Origin of the sequence: Mariniflexile sp. HMF6888 (assembly GCF_044335535.1) — a bacterium.
Lineage (GTDB): Bacteria > Bacteroidota > Bacteroidia > Flavobacteriales > Flavobacteriaceae > Mariniflexile.
In genome coordinates this window covers 1071641-1090482 of sequence record NZ_JBIQVZ010000001.1, presented here as the reverse complement: position 1 = coordinate 1090482, position 18842 = coordinate 1071641, and the positions used below count along the sequence as shown (strand labels likewise).

Genomic DNA, 18842 nt, shown 5'->3' with positions numbered 1-18842 from the left:
TATGGCATTAGATTCAAAAATACCACATGGTCCAATTCAAGATAAATGGACAGATTATAAAAATCATATCAATTTAGTAAATCCGGCTAATAAACGTCACATTGATGTTATCGTTGTTGGAACAGGATTAGCAGGAGGTTCTGCTGCGGCTACTTTGGCAGAGTTAGGTTATAATGTAAAAGCATTTGCTTATCAAGATTCACCTCGTAGAGCACACTCTATTGCGGCGCAAGGAGGGATTAATGCTGCCAAAAATTACCAAGGTGATGGTGATTCAACGTATAGGTTGTTTTACGATACTGTAAAGGGAGGCGATTACCGTTCCCGTGAAGCTAACGTATACCGTTTAGCTGAGGTTTCTGCTAATATTATCGACCAGTGTGTGGCACAAGGAGTTCCTTTTGCCCGCGATTATGGTGGATTGTTGGACAACCGTTCGTTTGGAGGTGTTTTGGTTTCAAGAACTTTTTATGCTAAAGGACAAACAGGTCAGCAATTATTATTAGGGGCTTATTCAGCAATGAACCGTCAAATTGCACGTGGTAAAATTGAAATGTTCAACCGTCACGAAATGCTTGATGTTGTTAAAGTTGATGGGAAGGCACGAGGTATTATTGCTCGTAATTTAATTACAGGTGAAATAGAACGTCATTCCGCGCATGCTGTGGTTATTGCTTCTGGTGGTTACGGAAATGTATATTTCTTGTCAACCAATGCTATGGGAAGTAACGCTACTGCTGCTTGGAAAATTCATAAAAAAGGGGCGTATTTCGCAAATCCTTGCTTTACTCAAATTCACCCAACATGTATTCCGCGTTCTGGTGATTATCAATCTAAATTAACCTTGATGTCTGAGTCGTTGCGTAACGACGGACGTATTTGGGTACCAAAGAACATTGAAGACGCTAAAGCACTACAACAACGCAAAATAAAACCAACCGATATCGCTGAAGAAAACAGAGATTATTTCTTGGAGCGTCGTTACCCAGCGTTTGGTAATTTAGTACCTCGTGATGTGGCTTCTCGTGCCGCTAAAGAACGTTGTGATGCTGGTTTTGGAGTGAACGCTACCGGTGAAGCGGTGTTTTTAGATTTTGCTTCAGCAATTACACGTTATGGAAAAACACAAGCTAAAATTCAGAATATAGAAAATCCATCGGATGCTAAAATATACGAATTAGGTCAAGCAATTGTAGAAGAGAAATACGGCAACTTATTCCAAATGTATGAGAAAATTGTAGATGAAGATCCATACAAAACACCTATGATGATTTACCCTGCAACACACTACACCATGGGAGGAATTTGGGTTGATTATAACTTAATGACTTCGGTTGATGGTTTATATTGTATTGGTGAAGCTAACTTCTCAGACCACGGAGCAAATAGACTAGGAGCTTCGGCGTTGATGCAAGGATTGGCAGATGGTTATTTTGTATTGCCTTATACTATTGGCGATTATCTTTCTAATGAAATTAGAACAGGTAAAATTCCAACCAATACGCCAGAGTTTGATGAAGCTGAAAAAGAAGTAACAGATAGAATCAATTTCTTCATCAATAATAAAGGAACACATTCAGTAGATTATTACCACAAAAAATTAGGTAAAATCATGTGGGATAAATGCGGCATGTCTCGTAACGAACAAGGTTTAAAAGAAGCCATGGTAGAAATAAAAGCATTGCGTGAAGACTTCTGGAAAAACGTTAAAGTACCAGGTTCTGCTAACGAAATGAATCCAGAATTAGAAAAAGCAGGTCGTGTAGCAGATTTTCTTGAGTTAGGTGAGTTATTTGCAAAAGATGCACTTAATAGAAACGAATCTTGTGGAGGTCACTTTAGAGAAGAGTCCGTTGAATTAGACGGCGAACAAAAAGGTGAAGCAAAACGTAATGATAAAGATTACGCTTACGTAGCTGCTTGGGAATACAAAGGAGAACCAGCCGATGCGGTTTTACATAAAGAAATATTAGAATTTAAAGATATTGAACTAAAACAACGTTCTTATAAGTAATTTAGTGACTAGGCAATAGCCATTAGATGAGTGAAATTAAAACATATAAAGATTTATTGATTTGGCAAAAAGGAATTGAAATCGTAAAGGAAGTATATTTTTTATGTAAAGAAATTCCAAACGATGAAATATTCGGATTGCAAAGCCAAATTAAACGATCTTCAATTTCAATTCCATCTAATATTGCAGAAGGCTGGGGGCGAAATTATACTAAGAATTATTTGCAATTCTTAAGATATTCAAGAGGGTCTTTATTAGAATTGGAAACTCAAATTATAATAGCAAAAGAATTAAATTTTATTTCAACAGAAAGTTTTAATAAAATTCAAGATTTAATAACTGAAGAAAGTAAAATGTTAAATGCCTTTATAAAATCAATTGACAAGTAGTTTTTACTATTCCCTTTTGACTTTTGGCTAATAAACTATAAAATGAATCTAACACTTAAAATTTGGAGACAAAAAGACTCGAAAGCAAAGGGTCAAATGGTCGATTATAAAGTAACTGATATTTCAGAGCATATGTCTTTTTTAGAAATGATGGATGTTTTGAATGAACAATTAGTAAATACTGGAGAAGAGCCTGTGGCTTTCGATCACGATTGTCGCGAAGGTATTTGCGGTATGTGTTCTATGTATATAAACGGTGAAGCCCATGGTCCAGATAGAGGCGTAACAACTTGTCAATTACACATGCGTATGTTTAAAGATGGCGATACGATTACTATCGAACCATTTAGAGCAACTGCATTCCCTGTGATTAAAGATTTAGTGGTCGATAGAACATCTTTTGAACGCATTCAACAAGCAGGCGGCTATATTTCTGTTAATACTTCAGGAAATACACAAGATGCGAATTCGATTCCAATTTCTAAACACGCTGCCGATGAAGCTATGGATGCAGCAACTTGTATAGGTTGTGGTGCATGTGTTGCTACGTGTAAAAACTCATCTGCTATGTTATTTGTTGGAGCTAAAGTATCGCAATATGCGTTATTGCCTCAAGGACAAATAGAAGCTGCAGATCGTGTTCGTAACATGGTAGCGCAAATGGATTTGGAAGGATTTGGAAACTGTACCAATACAGGTGCTTGTGAAATTGAATGTCCAAAAGGCATTTCATTAGAAAACATTGCTCGAATGAACAGAGAATTAATGAAAGCGAGTTTATCATAATAATCTCCTTTCATCGATAATTTATAAGACCCAGGCTTTTGCTTGGGTTTTTTATTTAGATTTGGTTACTTAATTCATAAGAATGAAAAAAACGCTTTGCCTTTTTGTGTTGGGATATTTTTTGAACACAACGTGTTATGCACAGACGATGCATCCTAATAATTCCAAAACATCCTTGTTTGACGAATCTATGCTCCTTCAACATATTAAAGCCCTGTCATCTGATGCTTTTGAAGGACGAAGAACAGGAACAAAAGGTGGGGAAAAAGCCGAAAAATACATTATCAATCAGTTTTCTGCTGGTCATGTTTTACCGTTAGGAAAACGTTATGGGCAACCTTTTTCATTTTCTCATGAAGGAAAGCATTATAATGGCGTTAATGTTTTAGGATTAATAAAAGGATCTTTATATCCAGAGAAATATATTGTTATTAGTGCGCATTACGACCATGAAGGTATTAAGAATGGACAAATATATAATGGTGCAGATGATGATGCTTCAGGAGTGAGTGCCTTGTTTAGTTTTGTTGAATATTTTAAAAACAACCCACCCAAACATTCGGTTATTTTAGCTGCTTTCGATGCCGAAGAATTGGGATTGCAAGGGTCTAAATACTTTGTGAATCATTCAATTATTCCTCTTAAACAAATTATGGTAAACCTGAATATGGATATGATTAGTCGAAGCGACACCAACGAATTGTTTACAGTTGGCACAGTTCATAATGAAACTTTGAAACAAGTCATTACAAATCATACCTATTCCAAAAAAATAAACTTTTTAGCAGGTCATGACGAAGGTAATTGGAAAGACAATTGGACCTATGCTTCCGATCATGCTAACTTTCATAAAAAAGGCATTCCATTTTTGTATTTTGGTGTTGACGACCATGAAGATTACCACAAACCAACCGATGATTACGAGAACATTCAACCAGAATTTTATATAGAAGCCGTAAAAGTAATCATGTCGGTTTTTGAAAAAATAGATGTATTAGCTTTTCCTGCAAGGTTTTAGCTTTTCCTGCAAGGTTTTTAAAACCTTGTAGGTCTAAAGCTATTAGTTAAATCATATTTACAGGGTTTTCTATACCTACAAGGTTTCTCAAGGTTTTAGAAACCTTGCAGGATTAAAAATAAGCTTTCAGTTGTACCGTTCCTGTATGAATGGTTTTGCTGGTTTCGGTTTTTCTGCCAAAATAACTTAGGTTTAGGTCTAAGAAGTCAGTTAGTTTTTTTTGTGCCAGTACACTCCAAGTAAAGTTTTTGCCAGGTTGCAAGCCTTCCAACATTTGATATGAAACGGGTGTGTTGGCATTGCCATCAAATCTATTGGAGAAAAAGTTAAACTCGCCAATAATAGAATTTTTTTGATTACTAGAAAACGTAAATGAAGTCCCATATTTTTGTTGTCTTAAAGTTTCTAAACCACCAATGGTATTTTCTTTACTGGCATATTGGTAGAAGAGGTCGAAACGCGAATTATCATTAAATAGATAGGATAATTTTGGGTTTAATCGGGTTTCATCAAAATGGTAATTTTTACTTGCGAAATTTTGACTTAAGCTTTCATTTTTTTCGAAATCTGATTGAAGCGTTATCAACCAACTTTCAGCAAATTTATGGTTGAAATTAAACTGATGGCTTTTCAATCCGTTTTCAACAAATCCAATAGATAAAATGTTGCGGGTTTTGTTTGAAAGGTAAGTGTAAGATGTTGTGAAATGTTGCTTTCCACGATTAAAAAACAGGACGTTCCTAAAATTTAATTGAAGCCCTAATTGGTTTTCCGTACTACTTTCAAAAGGGTTTAAGTTAAAACTACTGCCATCCCGTTTTAATTTTCTGTCTATCAAATAGCTAGTTTGGTTATAAAAATGCGACCAGAATTTTTGAGTTTTATTTTCGGAAACTGACCATTGAGCTAGATTAATAGTAAGCGTTTGACTCAGCCTATTTTGATGCGTTTTTATATAAACCCGATTGGGTAATAACACGCGAATGTATTTGCCTTGGTCTTGAAATTGGGCTATTTCAAATTCCTCTAATTCTTGAATGCCGTTTTCGTTGTAATCAATCCACGTGTAAGTGCCTTGTCCAGGCTCTACTTCAACATACGTAAAATCTTGTTGTGGTAAGGTACCCGAATTGGTTTCAAACAAAGTGTTCCATTGTACCAATTGTTTAAAGAGTTTTTGGTTGAACTGCAAGCGGGAATTTATGGATTGCTCGTCATCAATGGTTTCGTCTTCACTTTTTAAGGTTCTGTAATTTGCATATAAGGCTAAGTTGGTATTGGTATTTTGAATAAGTCGTGTGTCTAAATAAAAGGTGTTTGACGTATTTACTTTTTGCAATTGATTGTTTCTAATGCTATCATTCGCCCTGTTTTTATAACCAATTTCGGTGAAGATTTTTGTGCTATCTCCAACACCAAAAAATACTTCGTACGATTTGAATTTCTGACTTAAAGGTGTTAATTCTTGTGTTGAAACCGTTTTTTGCTCATTGTCTTCAATAGCTAATTTAGTGCCTAACCAACTTTTGTTCATACTATACGCAATGGTGTTGGATGATCTTAAAAATGTTGAGGTGTTGGTGGTTGAATTGGCATTTAAAAAGCTAGAATATGATGCAATCCTAAATTTATTAAGCACTAAAAACGTATTGAAAACATGGCGGTTTCCATTAAAATTTTCAGAAAAGCCTAAATGCTCAAATTGATAGGTAGCGTTTCCTTTTTCAGGATGATTCAAACTTATACCAGAAGTAAACAAGGTTTGATTGCCGAAATTGACGGTGGAAGTACTAGCGGACGTATCATTTAAATTCCAATCCCTATTGAATTCGGCATTGTACAAACGTTCAATAGTTTTAAAATTTTCCTGAATATAATCGGCATCTGCAAAAACTTTTAAACTCCATAAACTATCATTTTTAGTGATGTTTTGTGAGATTTTAAATTTACTGGCTACCCCGTCATTATTGGCATCGTTTATAGTTGAAAACAAGTTTAAATCGTTTTTACTTGCAGCTATTTCAAAACCTATATCTGTTTTTTTAGTAGGTGTATAGTTTCCATTTACTACGGCTATTTGAAGTTTTGTTGGTGCAATTAATTGAATTATGGGAGCATAATCTCCTTGTAAAGAACCTTTATACTCATAAATATTGTTAATGGCATTGTTGCTTTTTAAAATATAATCGCCTTGGTTGGCACCCACTTGGGTAAACGTAACGCGGTATAAGGTGTCGTTTGGATCATTTGAAAACACAAAGGTTTCAACACCATCTATAAGTTCTTTTTTGTATAAAATTCTGTTATCGCTATAAGATTCTAAAACTTCTGATGGTGCTACCATTTGTGTTCTATCGTCTCCTGCATTCGCTAATATTTGTACTTGGGCTTCAGATAAGTTTTGTTGTAATGGTTGATTTTTAGCATCATTTTCAGAATACACCGAAATACCAATATTCAGTTTATCGCTTTTAAAGTTACTGCCACCATATGCCACTAAACGCGAATAGTTGCGTTCGCTGTATTGATAATCGACTGTAATCCGCATTTCGGACGTCATAGGAAAGGTCGAATTGAAAATAATTTCACCGGCGTTATAATCAATAATATAATCTTTGTCTTCACCACGTTGCGCTACGAGTCCGTTAACATAAACCGTTTCGCTCCCCGAGACAATAAGCACAAACAACTCGCCATTTTGTCCTTGTAGTTTATAAGGCCCTTGGTTACCTTCTTGTGCTTTAAACTGACTTCTTGTAAACTGTCCACGTACCAAAGCGCCGGCGGCAAACACATTGGTTTCGGTTTCTTCATGATTTAAAGTGGCATTTACCGATAAACCTTGAACACGTTTAGAGAAGCTCGCAAAATAAGAATTGGTGTTTTGTAAATCGATATCGCCTGCACGCACATTCCAACGATCGCTGTACAGTTCAATAAAAACTTGGTCGAATTCATCCAATCGCTGGCTATAACCACTTTCTTGCAATGGGATATTGGCATCTTGAATAGAGGCTCGCAGGGACACTTTATCACTAAGTTTTCCCGAAATTTGAAGGTCTAATTCACTATTTAAAACCGAGTTTTGATTGTTGCCAACCGTAACACCCCTAGAAATACTACCAGAAGTTGTTAGGCCATCAAAAGGAATGTAGTTTTTAGTATCGTTGGATTGCGAAAGTTGGTAAAGCTTTTGAAGATTATCGGTGTTTTCAACAATAATAGCATCGTCTAATTGTTTGTAGGTTTTGGTTAAAAACTCGGGGTATTTTAAATAATTGATAATGATAGAATCGGTTTCAACAGGTTTTATAAATTTTAAAAAGGCTTTTCCAAAATCAACTTCATAAAAAGTAGAATCAATAACCACGTTGTTGTTGGTTTTAACTGAAAAATAGTTAGGGTTAATACTTATGGTATCAATAACAACACTATCTTTTACAGCAACTTTTTTAGTTCTATAGTTAGAAACTGGATTTTGTGAAAAGCCACAAAGCCCAACAAAAAAGAAAAAAAGGCAGGTTATAAATTTCATTAGATACTTAAACTTCAAATAGTTTAAAATATTTTGTTAATACATTTCGTTAAATGTGGCACAAAATAATAGTGTAAAAGTAACGCATTATTTATTTTAGCTGAAACAATACACTTTTAAAAGTGTATTGTCCCGACTTCATGTCGGGATCTCATAAAAAATAAAAAAAAATGAAAATAATCTCATACAACGTAAATGGCATTCGCGCAGCAATAAATAAAGGGTTTATAGATTGGTTAAAAAATGCCAATCCTGATGTCATTTGTTTACAAGAAATTAAAGCTTTAAAAGAGCAACTGGATTTGGATGATTTTGTTGAAGCAGGCTACGCATATAATTATTGGTTTAGTGCTCAAAAAAAAGGCTATAGTGGTGTTGCTATTTTAAGTAAAATAAAACCAAACCATGTAGAATATGGCACAGGAATTGCTTCGATGGATTTTGAAGGTCGTAACCTTAGGGTCGATTTTGATGGTGTTTCGGTAATGAGTTTGTATTTGCCTTCGGGAACTAATGACGCAAGGTTAGACCATAAATTTGAGTACATGGATATGTTTCAAGATTATATAAATACCCTCAAAAAAGACATTCCTAACTTAATTATTTGTGGCGATTACAATATTTGCCATGAAGAAATAGACATTCACAACCCTAAAGGTTTGAGCAATACCTCTGGGTTTTTACCAGCAGAACGCAAATGGATAGGGGCGTTTATTAATAATGGATTCACGGATTCTTTCAGACACTTAAACAAAGAGCCAGATAATTATACTTGGTGGAGTTACCGTGCAAATTCAAGAGCAAACAATAAAGGTTGGCGATTGGATTATGCCATGGTTTCAAATACCATACAAGAAAAGATAAAAAGAGCCGTTATACTGTCAGACGCTGTGCATAGTGACCATTGCCCTATTTTATTGGAAATTGAAAATTAAACCCAAATTTATTAAACCAAAAACCGTAAAGAATTTAAAAATGATTAAAAAAATCTCGTTAATTACGTTAACATTAGTAGTTGCTGCTTCGTGTGTATCTCCTAAAATTTACAAAGATTTAGAAGCAAAATATGCCAATCTAAAGCAAGAGAATAGAAAATTATTCGATGAAAACGAAGAGTTGTTATACCAAAAAACAACTGCCGAAAATAATCTAAAGCAACTTAAAACAGCTTATGCAGAAGCGGTTTCAGAACGCGATAAATTGCAAAGCGATTACAATGCTGCCAAGGCAAATTTAGAAACGCTAAAAGCTTCTTACGATGCTTTAGAAAAAAACAGTTCGGCAGCCATCGCATCAAATTCACAAAAAAACAGGGAATTATTGGCACAGTTAGAAGCTAAAGAACAGGCTTTGGCAGATGAAAACCAACGATTGGAAAATCTTAAAAAAGAATTGCAAGACCGCTCGAATCGTGTAGCAGAATTAGAAAAAGTTATTTCAGATAAAGATGCTGCTATGACCGCTTTAAAAGATGCCATATCTAAAGCGTTGACAGACTTTGAGGGTAAAGGACTAACCGTAGAACAACGCGATGGCAAAGTATATGTTTCAATGGAGAACAAATTGTTATTTAGTTCAGGAAGTTGGGCGGTAGGCACCGAAGGTAGAAGAGCCGTACAACAATTAGGCACCGTTTTAGCAAGCAATCCCGAAATAGCTGTTTTAATTGAAGGTCATACCGATAATGTACCATACCAAGGAAACGGTCAAATAGTTGGCAACTGGGATTTATCCACTAAACGTGCTACGGCAATCGTAAATATTTTAAGAGAGAACGCAGCTATAAACCCCGAAAATTTAACTGCAGCAGGTCGTGGTGAATTTGCACCAATAGCAACCAACGACACGCCCGAAGGAAAAGCAAAAAACCGACGCATCGAAGTTATTTTAACACCTAAGTTAGACGAGCTTTCAAGGTTGTTAAACGATAATTAATATTTGGGCGTTACCACAAGGGTCGCGCTTTCAGCTATATCTTTTTTGCTTTTATTGGCAAAAAAGGATGCCGCTTCAATCACTAACGCAATATAAAGCCTAAAAAGGTATTAACATATTTTTAAACCTTTCAGTTCATTTGTAACTGAAAGGTTTTTTATCTTTAACATCTTATTCAAAAAATTCAACCACAAACAGTCTAACTATCTAAGTGCCTAAAAGAGCATCGTTCTAACAATCTAAAAATGAAATACACTACCATACCAAAAACCGATATAAAAGTTAGTAAAATATGCCTAGGCACCATGACTTGGGGAAACCAAAATACTGAAGCCGAAGGGCATGCCCAATTAGATTATGCCCTAGAACAAGGTGTTAATTTTATTGATACTGCCGAAATGTATCCTGTGCCAGCAAGTCCAGAAACGCAAGGTGCAACCAGTAAAATTATAGGCACTTGGTTACAAAAAACAGGAAACCGAGACCAAGTTGTATTGGCAAGTAAAATTGTGGGCCGCCCGAGCGATTATACGGCCCATATTAGAACCACGGGAATAACTTCGGAATCCATAAAAGAAGCCATAGATAAGGAGCTGAAACGCCTACAAACCGATTATATCGATTTATATCAAATACATTGGCCAGAGCGCGAAACCAACACCTTTGGAACGCGCGATTACAAACACAACCCTGATGATACATGGCAAGATAATTTTAACGAGGTACTACATGCGTTGGAACAACAAATTAAAGTAGGTAAAATTCGTCATGCAGGTATGTCTAATGAAAAAGCTTGGGGAGCGATGCGTTATTTAGAAGAATCTAAAAACCATGGTTTACCACGAATGAAAACCATACAAAACGCCTATTCGTTAATAAACAGAGGCTTTGAAGGTGATATGGCAGAAATATCCATACGCGAAAATTTAGGTTTGCTAGCCTATTCGCCCATGGCATTTGGAGTCCTTTCGGGTAAATATATAAAAGGAACAGCTGCCGATAATGCCAGATTAAAATTATTTCCAAGGTTTGCACGTTATAGCAGCGAACAAAGCACCGAAGCAACAAAACATTATTTAAAAATAGCCGAAGATAATGGCATGACCTTGGCGCAAATGAGCTTAGCTTTTGTAACACAACAACCTTTTGTAACTAGTAATATTATTGGTGCTACCAATTTAGAACAACTTAAAGAAAATATTGGAAGTATTGATGTGACTTTGAGTGATTCCATTTTAAAGCAAATTAATGAGGTGCATAATGTAATTCCTAATCCTGCTACTTAATTCCTGCGAAAGCAGGAATCTTAAGATTTAAATCTAGTTACCCTTGTCGCTATCGCTAAGCTTTGCTTAGTGACGGTAAGAGTAAGTGCAATTCCAAATTTGTAGAATAATTTATTATGGTTCGCTGCTTCCGTAATAGCGAATGAAGCGGCATCCTTTTTTTCCAATAACAGTAAAAAAGATACAGCGAAATATTTATATTGATGAGTTCATATTTATAAAATATTAAACCACGAATAAAAATGCAGTGCTTTAGCAATTGCACTTAACTCAATAGAAGGGTTTGGCAATGCTCAAAATACTATTTCTTGTTTCATTACGTTTTCTTAACTTTGGCATACTAAATCAAATAAGCCTTGTCGTTGAACTTACAAGATATTCCTCGTGTAAAAACAATTACAAAAGAGGACTTTTTAAAACACTATTTTAAACCACAAAAACCTGTGGTTATAGAACGTTTTATAGACCATTGGCCTGCTTACAACATGTGGAATTTAGACTATATGAAAACCGTTGGGGGTGAGATTACCGTCCCATTATACGACGATAGACCGGTTGATTATAAAGATGGCTTTAACGAGCCACATACCAAAATGAAATTAGCGGACTATATAGATTTGTTAAAAAGCGAACCTACTAAATACCGTATTTTTTTATGGAATGCCATTAAGGAAATACCACTATTGCAAAATGATTTTTCATTTCCCGATTTTGGTTTACGCCTTATGAAAGGCCTCCCGATGCTGTTTTTTGGTGGACGCGACTCACACACCTTTATGCATTACGATATTGATCTAGCTAATATTTTCCATTTTCATTTTGAAGGCAAAAAACAAATTATTTTGTTCGACCAAAACCAGAACAAATATTTGTATAAAGTACCGCATGCACTAATTACCCGTGAAGATATTGATTTTGCTAACCCCGATTTTGAAAAATGGCCCTTGCTAAAAAAAGCATGGGGTTACCAAACCGAACTAAGCCATGGCGAAGTATTGTACATGCCCGAAGGTTATTGGCATTACATGCGCTATATAACTCCTGGTTTTTCTATGAGTTTACGTGCCATAGCCCGTAACCCTAAAAATTTCAGTAAAGCTATTTACAATATTGTTGTTATGCGGAATTTTGATAACGCCATGCGTCGTATGAAGGGTCAAAAATGGATTGATTGGAAAAACCAACAAGCTATTACAAAAACCCATAAGAACTTATAAATAAGACGGTTTTTTTACAATAACTTATATATATTTGCCCACTTAAAATTTAAACTTAAATCATGCGAAAAATAATTTTATTAGTAACTATTCTTAGTGTAACTCTTAGTAATTCTCAAGCTTTTATAGGTAGTGGAGACAACAAAATTCAGTTAGGAGCCAATCTTCAAAATAATGCTACTGGTATTACTATTAGTTACGATTTTGGTTTGGGTGAAAACATGTCGGTTGGTGTATCATCATCTTATGCTTTGGGCCTTAACGATGATATTTCTGCTAGTTTTGGCGACCGTTTTGATGTTAAAGGGCGTTTTAATGCCAACTTAGGAAACGTCGTTAATGTCGATGAGAATTTTGATATCTACCCAGGTTTAAACCTGAGCCTTAAAAATTTTGGTGGCCATTTAGGGATGCGTTACTTTTTTACAAATGGCTTTGGTGTTTTTACAGAGTTTAATGTGCCTTTTGCAAAATATAATACCGGTGTTTTAGATGCTGGCGAAAAACTACACAACCAGTTTACACTTAACTTAGGGGCTTCTTTTAATTTATAAAATGATATTAAAAAGAGGCTGTCTAAAAAGTCTAGTTCTATGTCATATTGAGCTTGTCGAAGTATTTTAACTTACTGGTAATCAATATCGGTTTCGACAAGCTCAACCTGACAAACTAACGTCATTTTATATTGCTTTTTATAAAATAAAAAGATATCTCAGACTAACAAATGCTCTATGCTTTGGTACGTCATGCTGAGACTGTCGAAGCGTATCATTGACATAACTTGATTTTGATCCTTGTGTTGAACTCAGGTCTTTAAGTGACAAAAAATCCCAAACAATTCGTTGCTTGGGATTTAATTTATTAGTGATACTGAAACAAGTTCAGCATGACGTGTTAATATCTATAATACTCAGGTTTAAAAGGACCTTCAACCGATACACCAATATATTCAGCTTGATCTGGTTTTAACTCAGTAAGCTCAACACCAATTTTAGCTAAGTGCAATTTGGCTACTTTTTCATCAAGATGTTTAGGTAACATATACACATTGTTTTCGTAGGCATCGCTATTGGTCCAAAGTTCAATTTGAGCCAAGGTTTGGTTTGTAAATGAATTACTCATTACAAAACTTGGATGGCCAGTGGCACAACCTAAATTTACTAAACGGCCTTCTGCAAGTATAATAATGTCTTTACCATTAACAGTGTATTTGTCCACTTGAGGTTTAATAGTGTTTTTGGTGTGGCCGTGGTTTTTCTTTAACCAAGCCATATCAATTTCATTATCAAAATGTCCAATGTTACAAATAATGGTTTTGTCTTTTACAGCTTCAAAATGTTCACTACGCACAATATCTTTGTTCCCAGTTGTGGTTATAATGATATCAGAGTTTGGAGCAACGGTTTCTAGTTTTTTAACTTCAAAACCATCCATAGCCGCTTGTAAAGCACAAATCGGGTCAATTTCTGTAACAGTTACGATACTTCCAGCACCTTTAAAAGAAGCTGCGGTACCTTTACCTACATCGCCATAACCACAAACAACCACACGTTTTCCAGCAAGCATTAAGTCGGTAGCACGACGAATGGCATCCACGGCACTTTCTTTACAACCATATTTGTTGTCAAATTTACTTTTTGTAACCGAGTCGTTTACATTAATGGCCGGCATTGGTAATGTTCCTTTTTTAACGCGTTCGTATAGTCTGTGAACACCTGTGGTGGTTTCTTCACTCAATCCTTTAATACCAGGTACTAACTCTGGATAACGGTCTAAAACCATATTGGTTAAATCGCCACCATCATCAAGAATCATGTTAAGAGGTTGTCTGTCTTCACCAAAGAAAAGGGTTTGTTCAATACACCAATCAAATTCTTCTTCGGTCATATCTTTCCAAGCATAAACCGATGTTCCTGCAGCAGCAATGGCAGCAGCAGCTTGGTCTTGGGTAGAGAAAATGTTACAAGAACTCCAAGTAACCTCAGCGCCTAAAGCTTGTAACGTTTCAATTAAAACTGCTGTTTGGATAGTCATATGCAAACATCCTGCAATACGTGCGCCTTTAAGTGGTTGCAAATTTCCGTACTCTTCACGTAAGCTCATAAGCCCTGGCATTTCGGCTTCAGCTAATTCTATTTCTTTTCGTCCCCAAGCTGCAAGCGAAATATCTTTTACTTTATTGGCTACATAAGGAATTGTTTTTGTACTCATATCAACTTTTTATTTTTTCTTTGTTTTATAAAAAGAAAACATCTTTGGAATCATATTAAAATAGTTAAATTGCTCAACAAAAATGTTTAATCTGCCTTAGGCAGTGCAAAGATAACTAATAACTTTTAGAAAATTAAATGCCTCTTTACAAAACCATTACTCCTAATTCACAAACTGTTGTTAAAATCTGGAAAATTTCAGAATCTTTTGATGATTTAATGCAATCAGTAAAGCTAAAACCCGAAAGTTTACAGCGTGTTTTAGGTATGAAAAGTGAATTGCACCAGCGTGGGTTTTTAAGTGTACGCTGTTTATTGGCCGAATTTGGATATGAAGATGCCGATTTGTTTTATGATGGAAACGGCAAACCTCATTTAAAAGATGGTAAGCAAATTTCCATTACCCATTCGTTTCATTTTTCGGGAGTCATAGTTAGTGACAATGTTATTGGGATTGATATTGAAAAACAACGCAATAAAATTAGCGTGATTGCTCATAAATTTATTGATTATGAGTTTAGCTATCTTAATGGACATGCAGCAGATTATGTTAATAAACTAACTGTTATTTGGTGTATAAAAGAATCGTTGTACAAACTGTTTGCAACCCCGGGTTTGAGCTTTAAAAAACATTGTTTGGTAATTCCAGTATCTGATAATGACTATGAAACCATTGCTTGGATTGATTATGAAGACAAAAAATACCGCTACCAAGTCCAATTTTTAGAGTTTGAAGGTTTTACTTGTGCATATGTCATTAAATAGAACAGACCATTTTAAGATCATATTTGTGTATTCGTGGCAGAAATAAAAAACATATACCAAAGCATATTAAAATCGATTGCTACTAAAGAGAAACTTTTAGCTGTTTTAATAGACCCCGATAAGTTCTCCATTGAAAATACTAAATTTTTTCTAGGTAAAGTTAATGCTTCTATAGTAACCCATATTTTTGTTGGAGGTAGTACGGTTGAAGAAGGCGTTACCCATATTTTAGTTGCCGAAATAAAAAAGCAAACGAAGCTTCCTGTCATATTATTTCCGGGAGATGTTACTCAAATTACAAACCATGCCGATGGTTTGTTGTTTTTAAGTTTGATTTCCGGTAGAAACCCTGATTATTTAATAGGAAAGCAAGTGGAGTCGATTTCAAAACTTCGAAAGACAAAATTAGAGGTTATATCAACAGGTTATATACTTGTTGAAAACGGTAAAAAAACAGCGGTACAAAGGGTTACAGGGACACTACCAATAGCCAAAACAGCTATTCAAAATATAATTGATACCGCCAAAGCAGGGGAGTTGCTGGGAATGAAAATGATCTATTTGGAAGCGGGCAGCGGTGCTAAAAATCCAGTATCTTCAGCAATTATTAAGTCGGTTAAACAAGAACTGCAAATACCATTAATTGTTGGCGGCGGTATTAGAAATAAACAACAACTAGCGTATGCCTATGACTCTGGTGCCGATATGGTAGTTATAGGCACTGCTTTTGAAGAAGATGAAGCGTTTTTTGATGCTTTAAAATAAAGATTGATGTTTTCAAAATATTTCCATTATCCCCATTGAATCCATCGCTGTTTAATCTAAAATTATGGGTTTTCTGAAACATATGAATTCCATACTTTGCGTTCTTTCTGTTCAAACAATTCTGAAACAATATCTAATGAAATTGCATCATTAGGATTGAAATTGTCTGAAGTTAAATACTTTAAAATACTATGATAAAGTTGTTTTGAAACGGGTTTAGTATCATCAATGGCATCTAGATTTATACTGCAAACCATTAGTTTTCCGTTATTAACTTTAGCCTCAAAAAGCATAGCTAATCTTCGGTTTAAAAACCAGGTATCAATAGGTTGGATAATGGGTCTGAAACTTGCCGGGAAATTTTCAAGATTCATGATTTGTTGTCTGTTTCCTATTTCCCACCATTGTAAATCGGCATAATAATCGGTTGGAAAATCATTAAATATAGGGTGTTCATTTTTTATAAGAATACCTGTTGTATGCGGTGGCCTCATTTTAAACCAAGAGGTATTCCAAAAAACAGGTGTCTGATATTGAACAATGTCTTTGCCATTCTCAACTTTTCCAGCTGTTAATAATAATACGTTTCCTCCTTGGTTTAAAACTTGTTTTGTTTTAGAATCTAAGGTTTTGGTGATATGAACATTTGAAGTATCTATATGATAAAGTGTTTTAGGGTATACCCAAATATTCCAACTGTTGGTGTAATTTCCAATCGAAACTTTTAGTGTGAATTTTGATGCTTTACTAATAAAGTTTAGAGGAATATTAATAGCGCCTAATGTGTTGCCTTTTCCTAATGGTATACTTTTATTTTTAAAATTTCCAGATTGAACAACGTCGTTTTGGTCATTAACCAGTTCCCATTTGGAATGAGTATTTTCTAAATGATACCCACTAAAGTTTGCTACTTCAACTTGGGCAGTTAAGGTTTCATTATTGTAAAATGTATATTTTGGGAGTCTTATTAGAGGTACAACATCGTTACAAAATGATTTAAATTCATCTGCCGAAATATATCCTTTTTCATCCCAAAAGGCATCTAAAACACCAACAAGAGCTGTTCCTTGTCCTGAAAAATCGTTTAAACTTAATAATTGAAATCCTGCTAAATTGGGCGTTCTAAGTGTCGCTTCAATTTCTTGTTTGTAACAAGATGCTTGTAATTTTCCAGAAGCCATTAAAAAATCGTGTGCTTGGTCTGCCATATGATGATCTTTTAAATCTTCTTGAAACAATTCAAAATTCTTAGCTTTTAAAGCGCCTGTGTATTTTTTAATTTCATCAAAATTAGGATATGCACACCATTGCCCCATTTCGAAGGTTACATAAGGTCTATCTTGGTTTTCAGTTTTGTTTCTGTAGTCGAACATGCTTTCAGGTTGCGTGTCTTTCCACTCCAGTCCTCTAGGAGGTGACCTTACAATAAAATCGCTATTTTCAATAATAGACCAACTTCTACCGGTAGATGCTCCAGTGAAAACTCGTTGTGGGTCGTAGGCTTTAAAATGACTTACCCAATTTTCTAAATAGGGTACATAATCTCCAGAAGGTTCGTTTCCGTAGGCCATCATACAGAACGATGGGTGATTTCCATAAGTATCGATAATCCTTTTGGTTTCTTCCATTAAATAATTATCAATTGGTTTTCCATTTCCTAAATCAACCGAGTATTTTGCCCAACTAGGCCCTTCAATTTGTAAATAGATGCCTGCTTTATCGGCAGCTAAAAAAGCAGATCCCGGTGGACAATATGAATGAAAACGCATGTGGTTTAATCCAAACGATTTACATATTCTAAAAATTCGCGCCCATGATGCTTCATCGGTTGGTGGATATCCAGTTAATGGAAATACGCTACATTCAGTGGTTCCTCTTAGAGAAATAGGACTGTTATTTATTTTAAAATGTTTGCCTTCAATTTTAAACTCTCGCATTCCAAAAACTTCTTTTTTGGTATCTAGAATGCTTTCATTCTTTTTTAAACTGATTACTATTTCATAAATATTTGGTGTAAATTCGTTCCATGTTTTGAAATGATTACCCATGGGAATAGTTGCAATTAATTCGCTTGAAGCATTATCAAATTTAAACGTTGATGTGTTTAAAATATGCTCATGGTTTAATCCGTTTATTTTAATTTCAGCATGCAATGTTGCATTTTGTTTTTTATTCAGAATTATTTTTGCTTCAATAGATTTATTGGAAATATTGGGAGTTATCTTAATTTGATTAATGCTATATTCATATTTTGGAGACAATATCATATTACCAATAATGCCGTTCCAGTTCCCTTGTGTATGGTCTGAAATACTATGTGAATTGATGCCAACATCTAAATCTCTAATGGCATTATCTAAGCGAATGGTTAAGAGGTGTTTCCCTGGTTTTATTCTTTTTTGAATTGTAAAATTGTGAGGAACAGATAAACTATTTTGTTTTCCTACATAAATAGTATCTATCCAAACTTGTGTTTGCCAATGGGGTCTTTCTAATGACAAGGCAAGGCTTTTATTTGTCCAATTCTCTGGAATTAAAATCTCTTTTTGATACCATACAGCACCAACATAACGTTTGTTTGGAGTCAACCAAAATGGAAATTTTAAGCTATCTTTTTTCCTGTATTTTTTCATGGCAGGATTAAAATACCAAGTGCTATCGTAAATACTTCCTGTCCATTCTGTTTTTAGTGTTGGGTTGTAGCCAATACCTTTATCTCTTAATGAAGCAGGTAATTTAATACTGTCTTCAAATTTAAGTGTTTGCCAATGTTCTATTAAGCCTATATTATTAGGGTCTAATTTGTATGACCAATGCCCCTCAAGATTTAATTTTTCAGGTTGATTGTCACATTGAAAGAACGCAAATATTGAAAATAAGATGCACCAGAATTTTGTTGACATACTGATATGTTGTTTGTGA

The 18842-nt window shown here is 34.9% G+C and carries 14 protein-coding genes; 11 read left to right on the top strand and 3 right to left on the bottom strand.

All coding sequences use genetic code 11. The features are described 5' to 3' along the window. Window position 1 precedes the first annotated feature (1 nt). The 4 genes from ACGLWY_RS04945 (at window position 2) to ACGLWY_RS04930 (ending at window position 4207) form a co-directional block, all read left to right on the top strand. Window positions 2-2014, top strand: coding sequence for a fumarate reductase/succinate dehydrogenase flavoprotein subunit (locus ACGLWY_RS04945; RefSeq protein ID WP_396618544.1), 2013 nt, complete (start codon window positions 2-4; stop codon window positions 2012-2014). A 26-nt stretch (window positions 2015-2040) separates the two neighbouring features. Beyond that, window positions 2041-2403: a four helix bundle protein gene (locus ACGLWY_RS04940; RefSeq protein ID WP_396618543.1), complete on the top strand. Its 363-nt coding sequence runs from the start codon at window positions 2041-2043 to the stop codon at window positions 2401-2403. A gap of 42 nt (window positions 2404-2445) precedes the next feature. Continuing rightward, window positions 2446-3189, top strand: coding sequence for a succinate dehydrogenase/fumarate reductase iron-sulfur subunit (locus ACGLWY_RS04935; protein WP_396618542.1), 744 nt, complete (start codon window positions 2446-2448; stop codon window positions 3187-3189). Window positions 3190-3271: 82 nt separating this feature from the next. Next, window positions 3272-4207 carry a M28 family peptidase gene (locus ACGLWY_RS04930; protein WP_396618541.1) on the top strand — a complete coding sequence of 312 codons (936 nt, stop codon included), beginning with the start codon at window positions 3272-3274 and terminating at the stop codon, window positions 4205-4207. A 112-nt stretch (window positions 4208-4319) separates the two neighbouring features. Here the strand turns inward: ACGLWY_RS04930 and ACGLWY_RS04925 are convergent, their stop codons facing one another. Further along, the gene (locus ACGLWY_RS04925) at window positions 4320-7742 is read right to left on the bottom strand and encodes a hypothetical protein (protein WP_396618540.1); all 3423 of its coding nucleotides are present in this window, start codon (window positions 7740-7742) and stop codon (window positions 4320-4322) included. A gap of 170 nt (window positions 7743-7912) precedes the next feature. Between ACGLWY_RS04925 and ACGLWY_RS04920 the strand changes: the two genes are divergently transcribed. The 5 genes from ACGLWY_RS04920 (at window position 7913) to ACGLWY_RS04900 (ending at window position 12734) form a co-directional block, all read left to right on the top strand. After that, window positions 7913-8677, top strand: a complete 765-nt coding sequence (locus ACGLWY_RS04920) for an exodeoxyribonuclease III (protein ID WP_396618539.1) — start codon at window positions 7913-7915, stop codon at window positions 8675-8677. A gap of 40 nt (window positions 8678-8717) precedes the next feature. Continuing rightward, complete coding sequence (locus tag ACGLWY_RS04915; protein WP_396618538.1) at window positions 8718-9677, top strand: OmpA family protein; 960 nt, start codon at window positions 8718-8720, stop codon at window positions 9675-9677. A gap of 245 nt (window positions 9678-9922) precedes the next feature. Then, on the top strand, window positions 9923-10963 hold the full coding sequence (locus ACGLWY_RS04910; RefSeq protein WP_396618537.1) for an NADP(H)-dependent aldo-keto reductase: 1041 nt from the start codon (window positions 9923-9925) through the stop codon (window positions 10961-10963). 356 nt (window positions 10964-11319) lie between these two features. Then, window positions 11320-12180: a cupin-like domain-containing protein gene (locus ACGLWY_RS04905; RefSeq protein ID WP_396618536.1), complete on the top strand. Its 861-nt coding sequence runs from the start codon at window positions 11320-11322 to the stop codon at window positions 12178-12180. A gap of 62 nt (window positions 12181-12242) precedes the next feature. Next, entirely contained in the window at window positions 12243-12734 is a 492-nt protein-coding gene (locus ACGLWY_RS04900; protein WP_396618535.1) for a DUF6646 family protein, read from the top strand. A gap of 340 nt (window positions 12735-13074) precedes the next feature. Here the strand turns inward: ACGLWY_RS04900 and ahcY are convergent, their stop codons facing one another. Continuing rightward, window positions 13075-14391, bottom strand: a complete 1317-nt coding sequence (gene ahcY / locus ACGLWY_RS04895; RefSeq protein WP_396618534.1) for an adenosylhomocysteinase — start codon at window positions 14389-14391, stop codon at window positions 13075-13077. A gap of 137 nt (window positions 14392-14528) precedes the next feature. Between ahcY and ACGLWY_RS04890 the strand changes: the two genes are divergently transcribed. Both ACGLWY_RS04890 and ACGLWY_RS04885 read left to right on the top strand, forming a co-directional pair. Then, entirely contained in the window at window positions 14529-15155 is a 627-nt protein-coding gene (locus ACGLWY_RS04890) for a 4'-phosphopantetheinyl transferase family protein (protein WP_396618533.1), read from the top strand. 42 nt (window positions 15156-15197) lie between these two features. Beyond that, window positions 15198-15920, top strand: coding sequence for a geranylgeranylglyceryl/heptaprenylglyceryl phosphate synthase (locus ACGLWY_RS04885; RefSeq protein ID WP_396618632.1), 723 nt, complete (start codon window positions 15198-15200; stop codon window positions 15918-15920). A 62-nt stretch (window positions 15921-15982) separates the two neighbouring features. Here ACGLWY_RS04885 and ACGLWY_RS04880 read toward each other — a convergent pair whose 3' ends face one another. Further along, entirely contained in the window at window positions 15983-18823 is a 2841-nt protein-coding gene (locus ACGLWY_RS04880; protein ID WP_396618532.1) for a sugar-binding domain-containing protein, read from the bottom strand. Window positions 18824-18842 lie beyond the last annotated feature (19 nt).

Coding starts and splice junctions, on each gene's coding strand:
- ACGLWY_RS04920 (WP_396618539.1), top strand. CDS start 7,913: ATGAAAATAATCTCATACAACGTAAATGGCATTCGCGCAGCAATAAAT.
- ACGLWY_RS04930 (WP_396618541.1), top strand. CDS start 3,272: ATGAAAAAAACGCTTTGCCTTTTTGTGTTGGGATATTTTTTGAACACA.
- ACGLWY_RS04900 (WP_396618535.1), top strand. CDS start 12,243: ATGCGAAAAATAATTTTATTAGTAACTATTCTTAGTGTAACTCTTAGT.
- ACGLWY_RS04940 (WP_396618543.1), top strand. CDS start 2,041: ATGAGTGAAATTAAAACATATAAAGATTTATTGATTTGGCAAAAAGGA.
- ahcY (WP_396618534.1), bottom strand. CDS start 14,391: ATGAGTACAAAAACAATTCCTTATGTAGCCAATAAAGTAAAAGATATT.
- ACGLWY_RS04935 (WP_396618542.1), top strand. CDS start 2,446: ATGAATCTAACACTTAAAATTTGGAGACAAAAAGACTCGAAAGCAAAG.
- ACGLWY_RS04880 (WP_396618532.1), bottom strand. CDS start 18,823: ATGTCAACAAAATTCTGGTGCATCTTATTTTCAATATTTGCGTTCTTT.
- ACGLWY_RS04945 (WP_396618544.1), top strand. CDS start 2: ATGGCATTAGATTCAAAAATACCACATGGTCCAATTCAAGATAAATGG.
- ACGLWY_RS04910 (WP_396618537.1), top strand. CDS start 9,923: ATGAAATACACTACCATACCAAAAACCGATATAAAAGTTAGTAAAATA.
- ACGLWY_RS04925 (WP_396618540.1), bottom strand. CDS start 7,742: ATGAAATTTATAACCTGCCTTTTTTTCTTTTTTGTTGGGCTTTGTGGC.
- ACGLWY_RS04890 (WP_396618533.1), top strand. CDS start 14,529: ATGCCTCTTTACAAAACCATTACTCCTAATTCACAAACTGTTGTTAAA.
- ACGLWY_RS04915 (WP_396618538.1), top strand. CDS start 8,718: ATGATTAAAAAAATCTCGTTAATTACGTTAACATTAGTAGTTGCTGCT.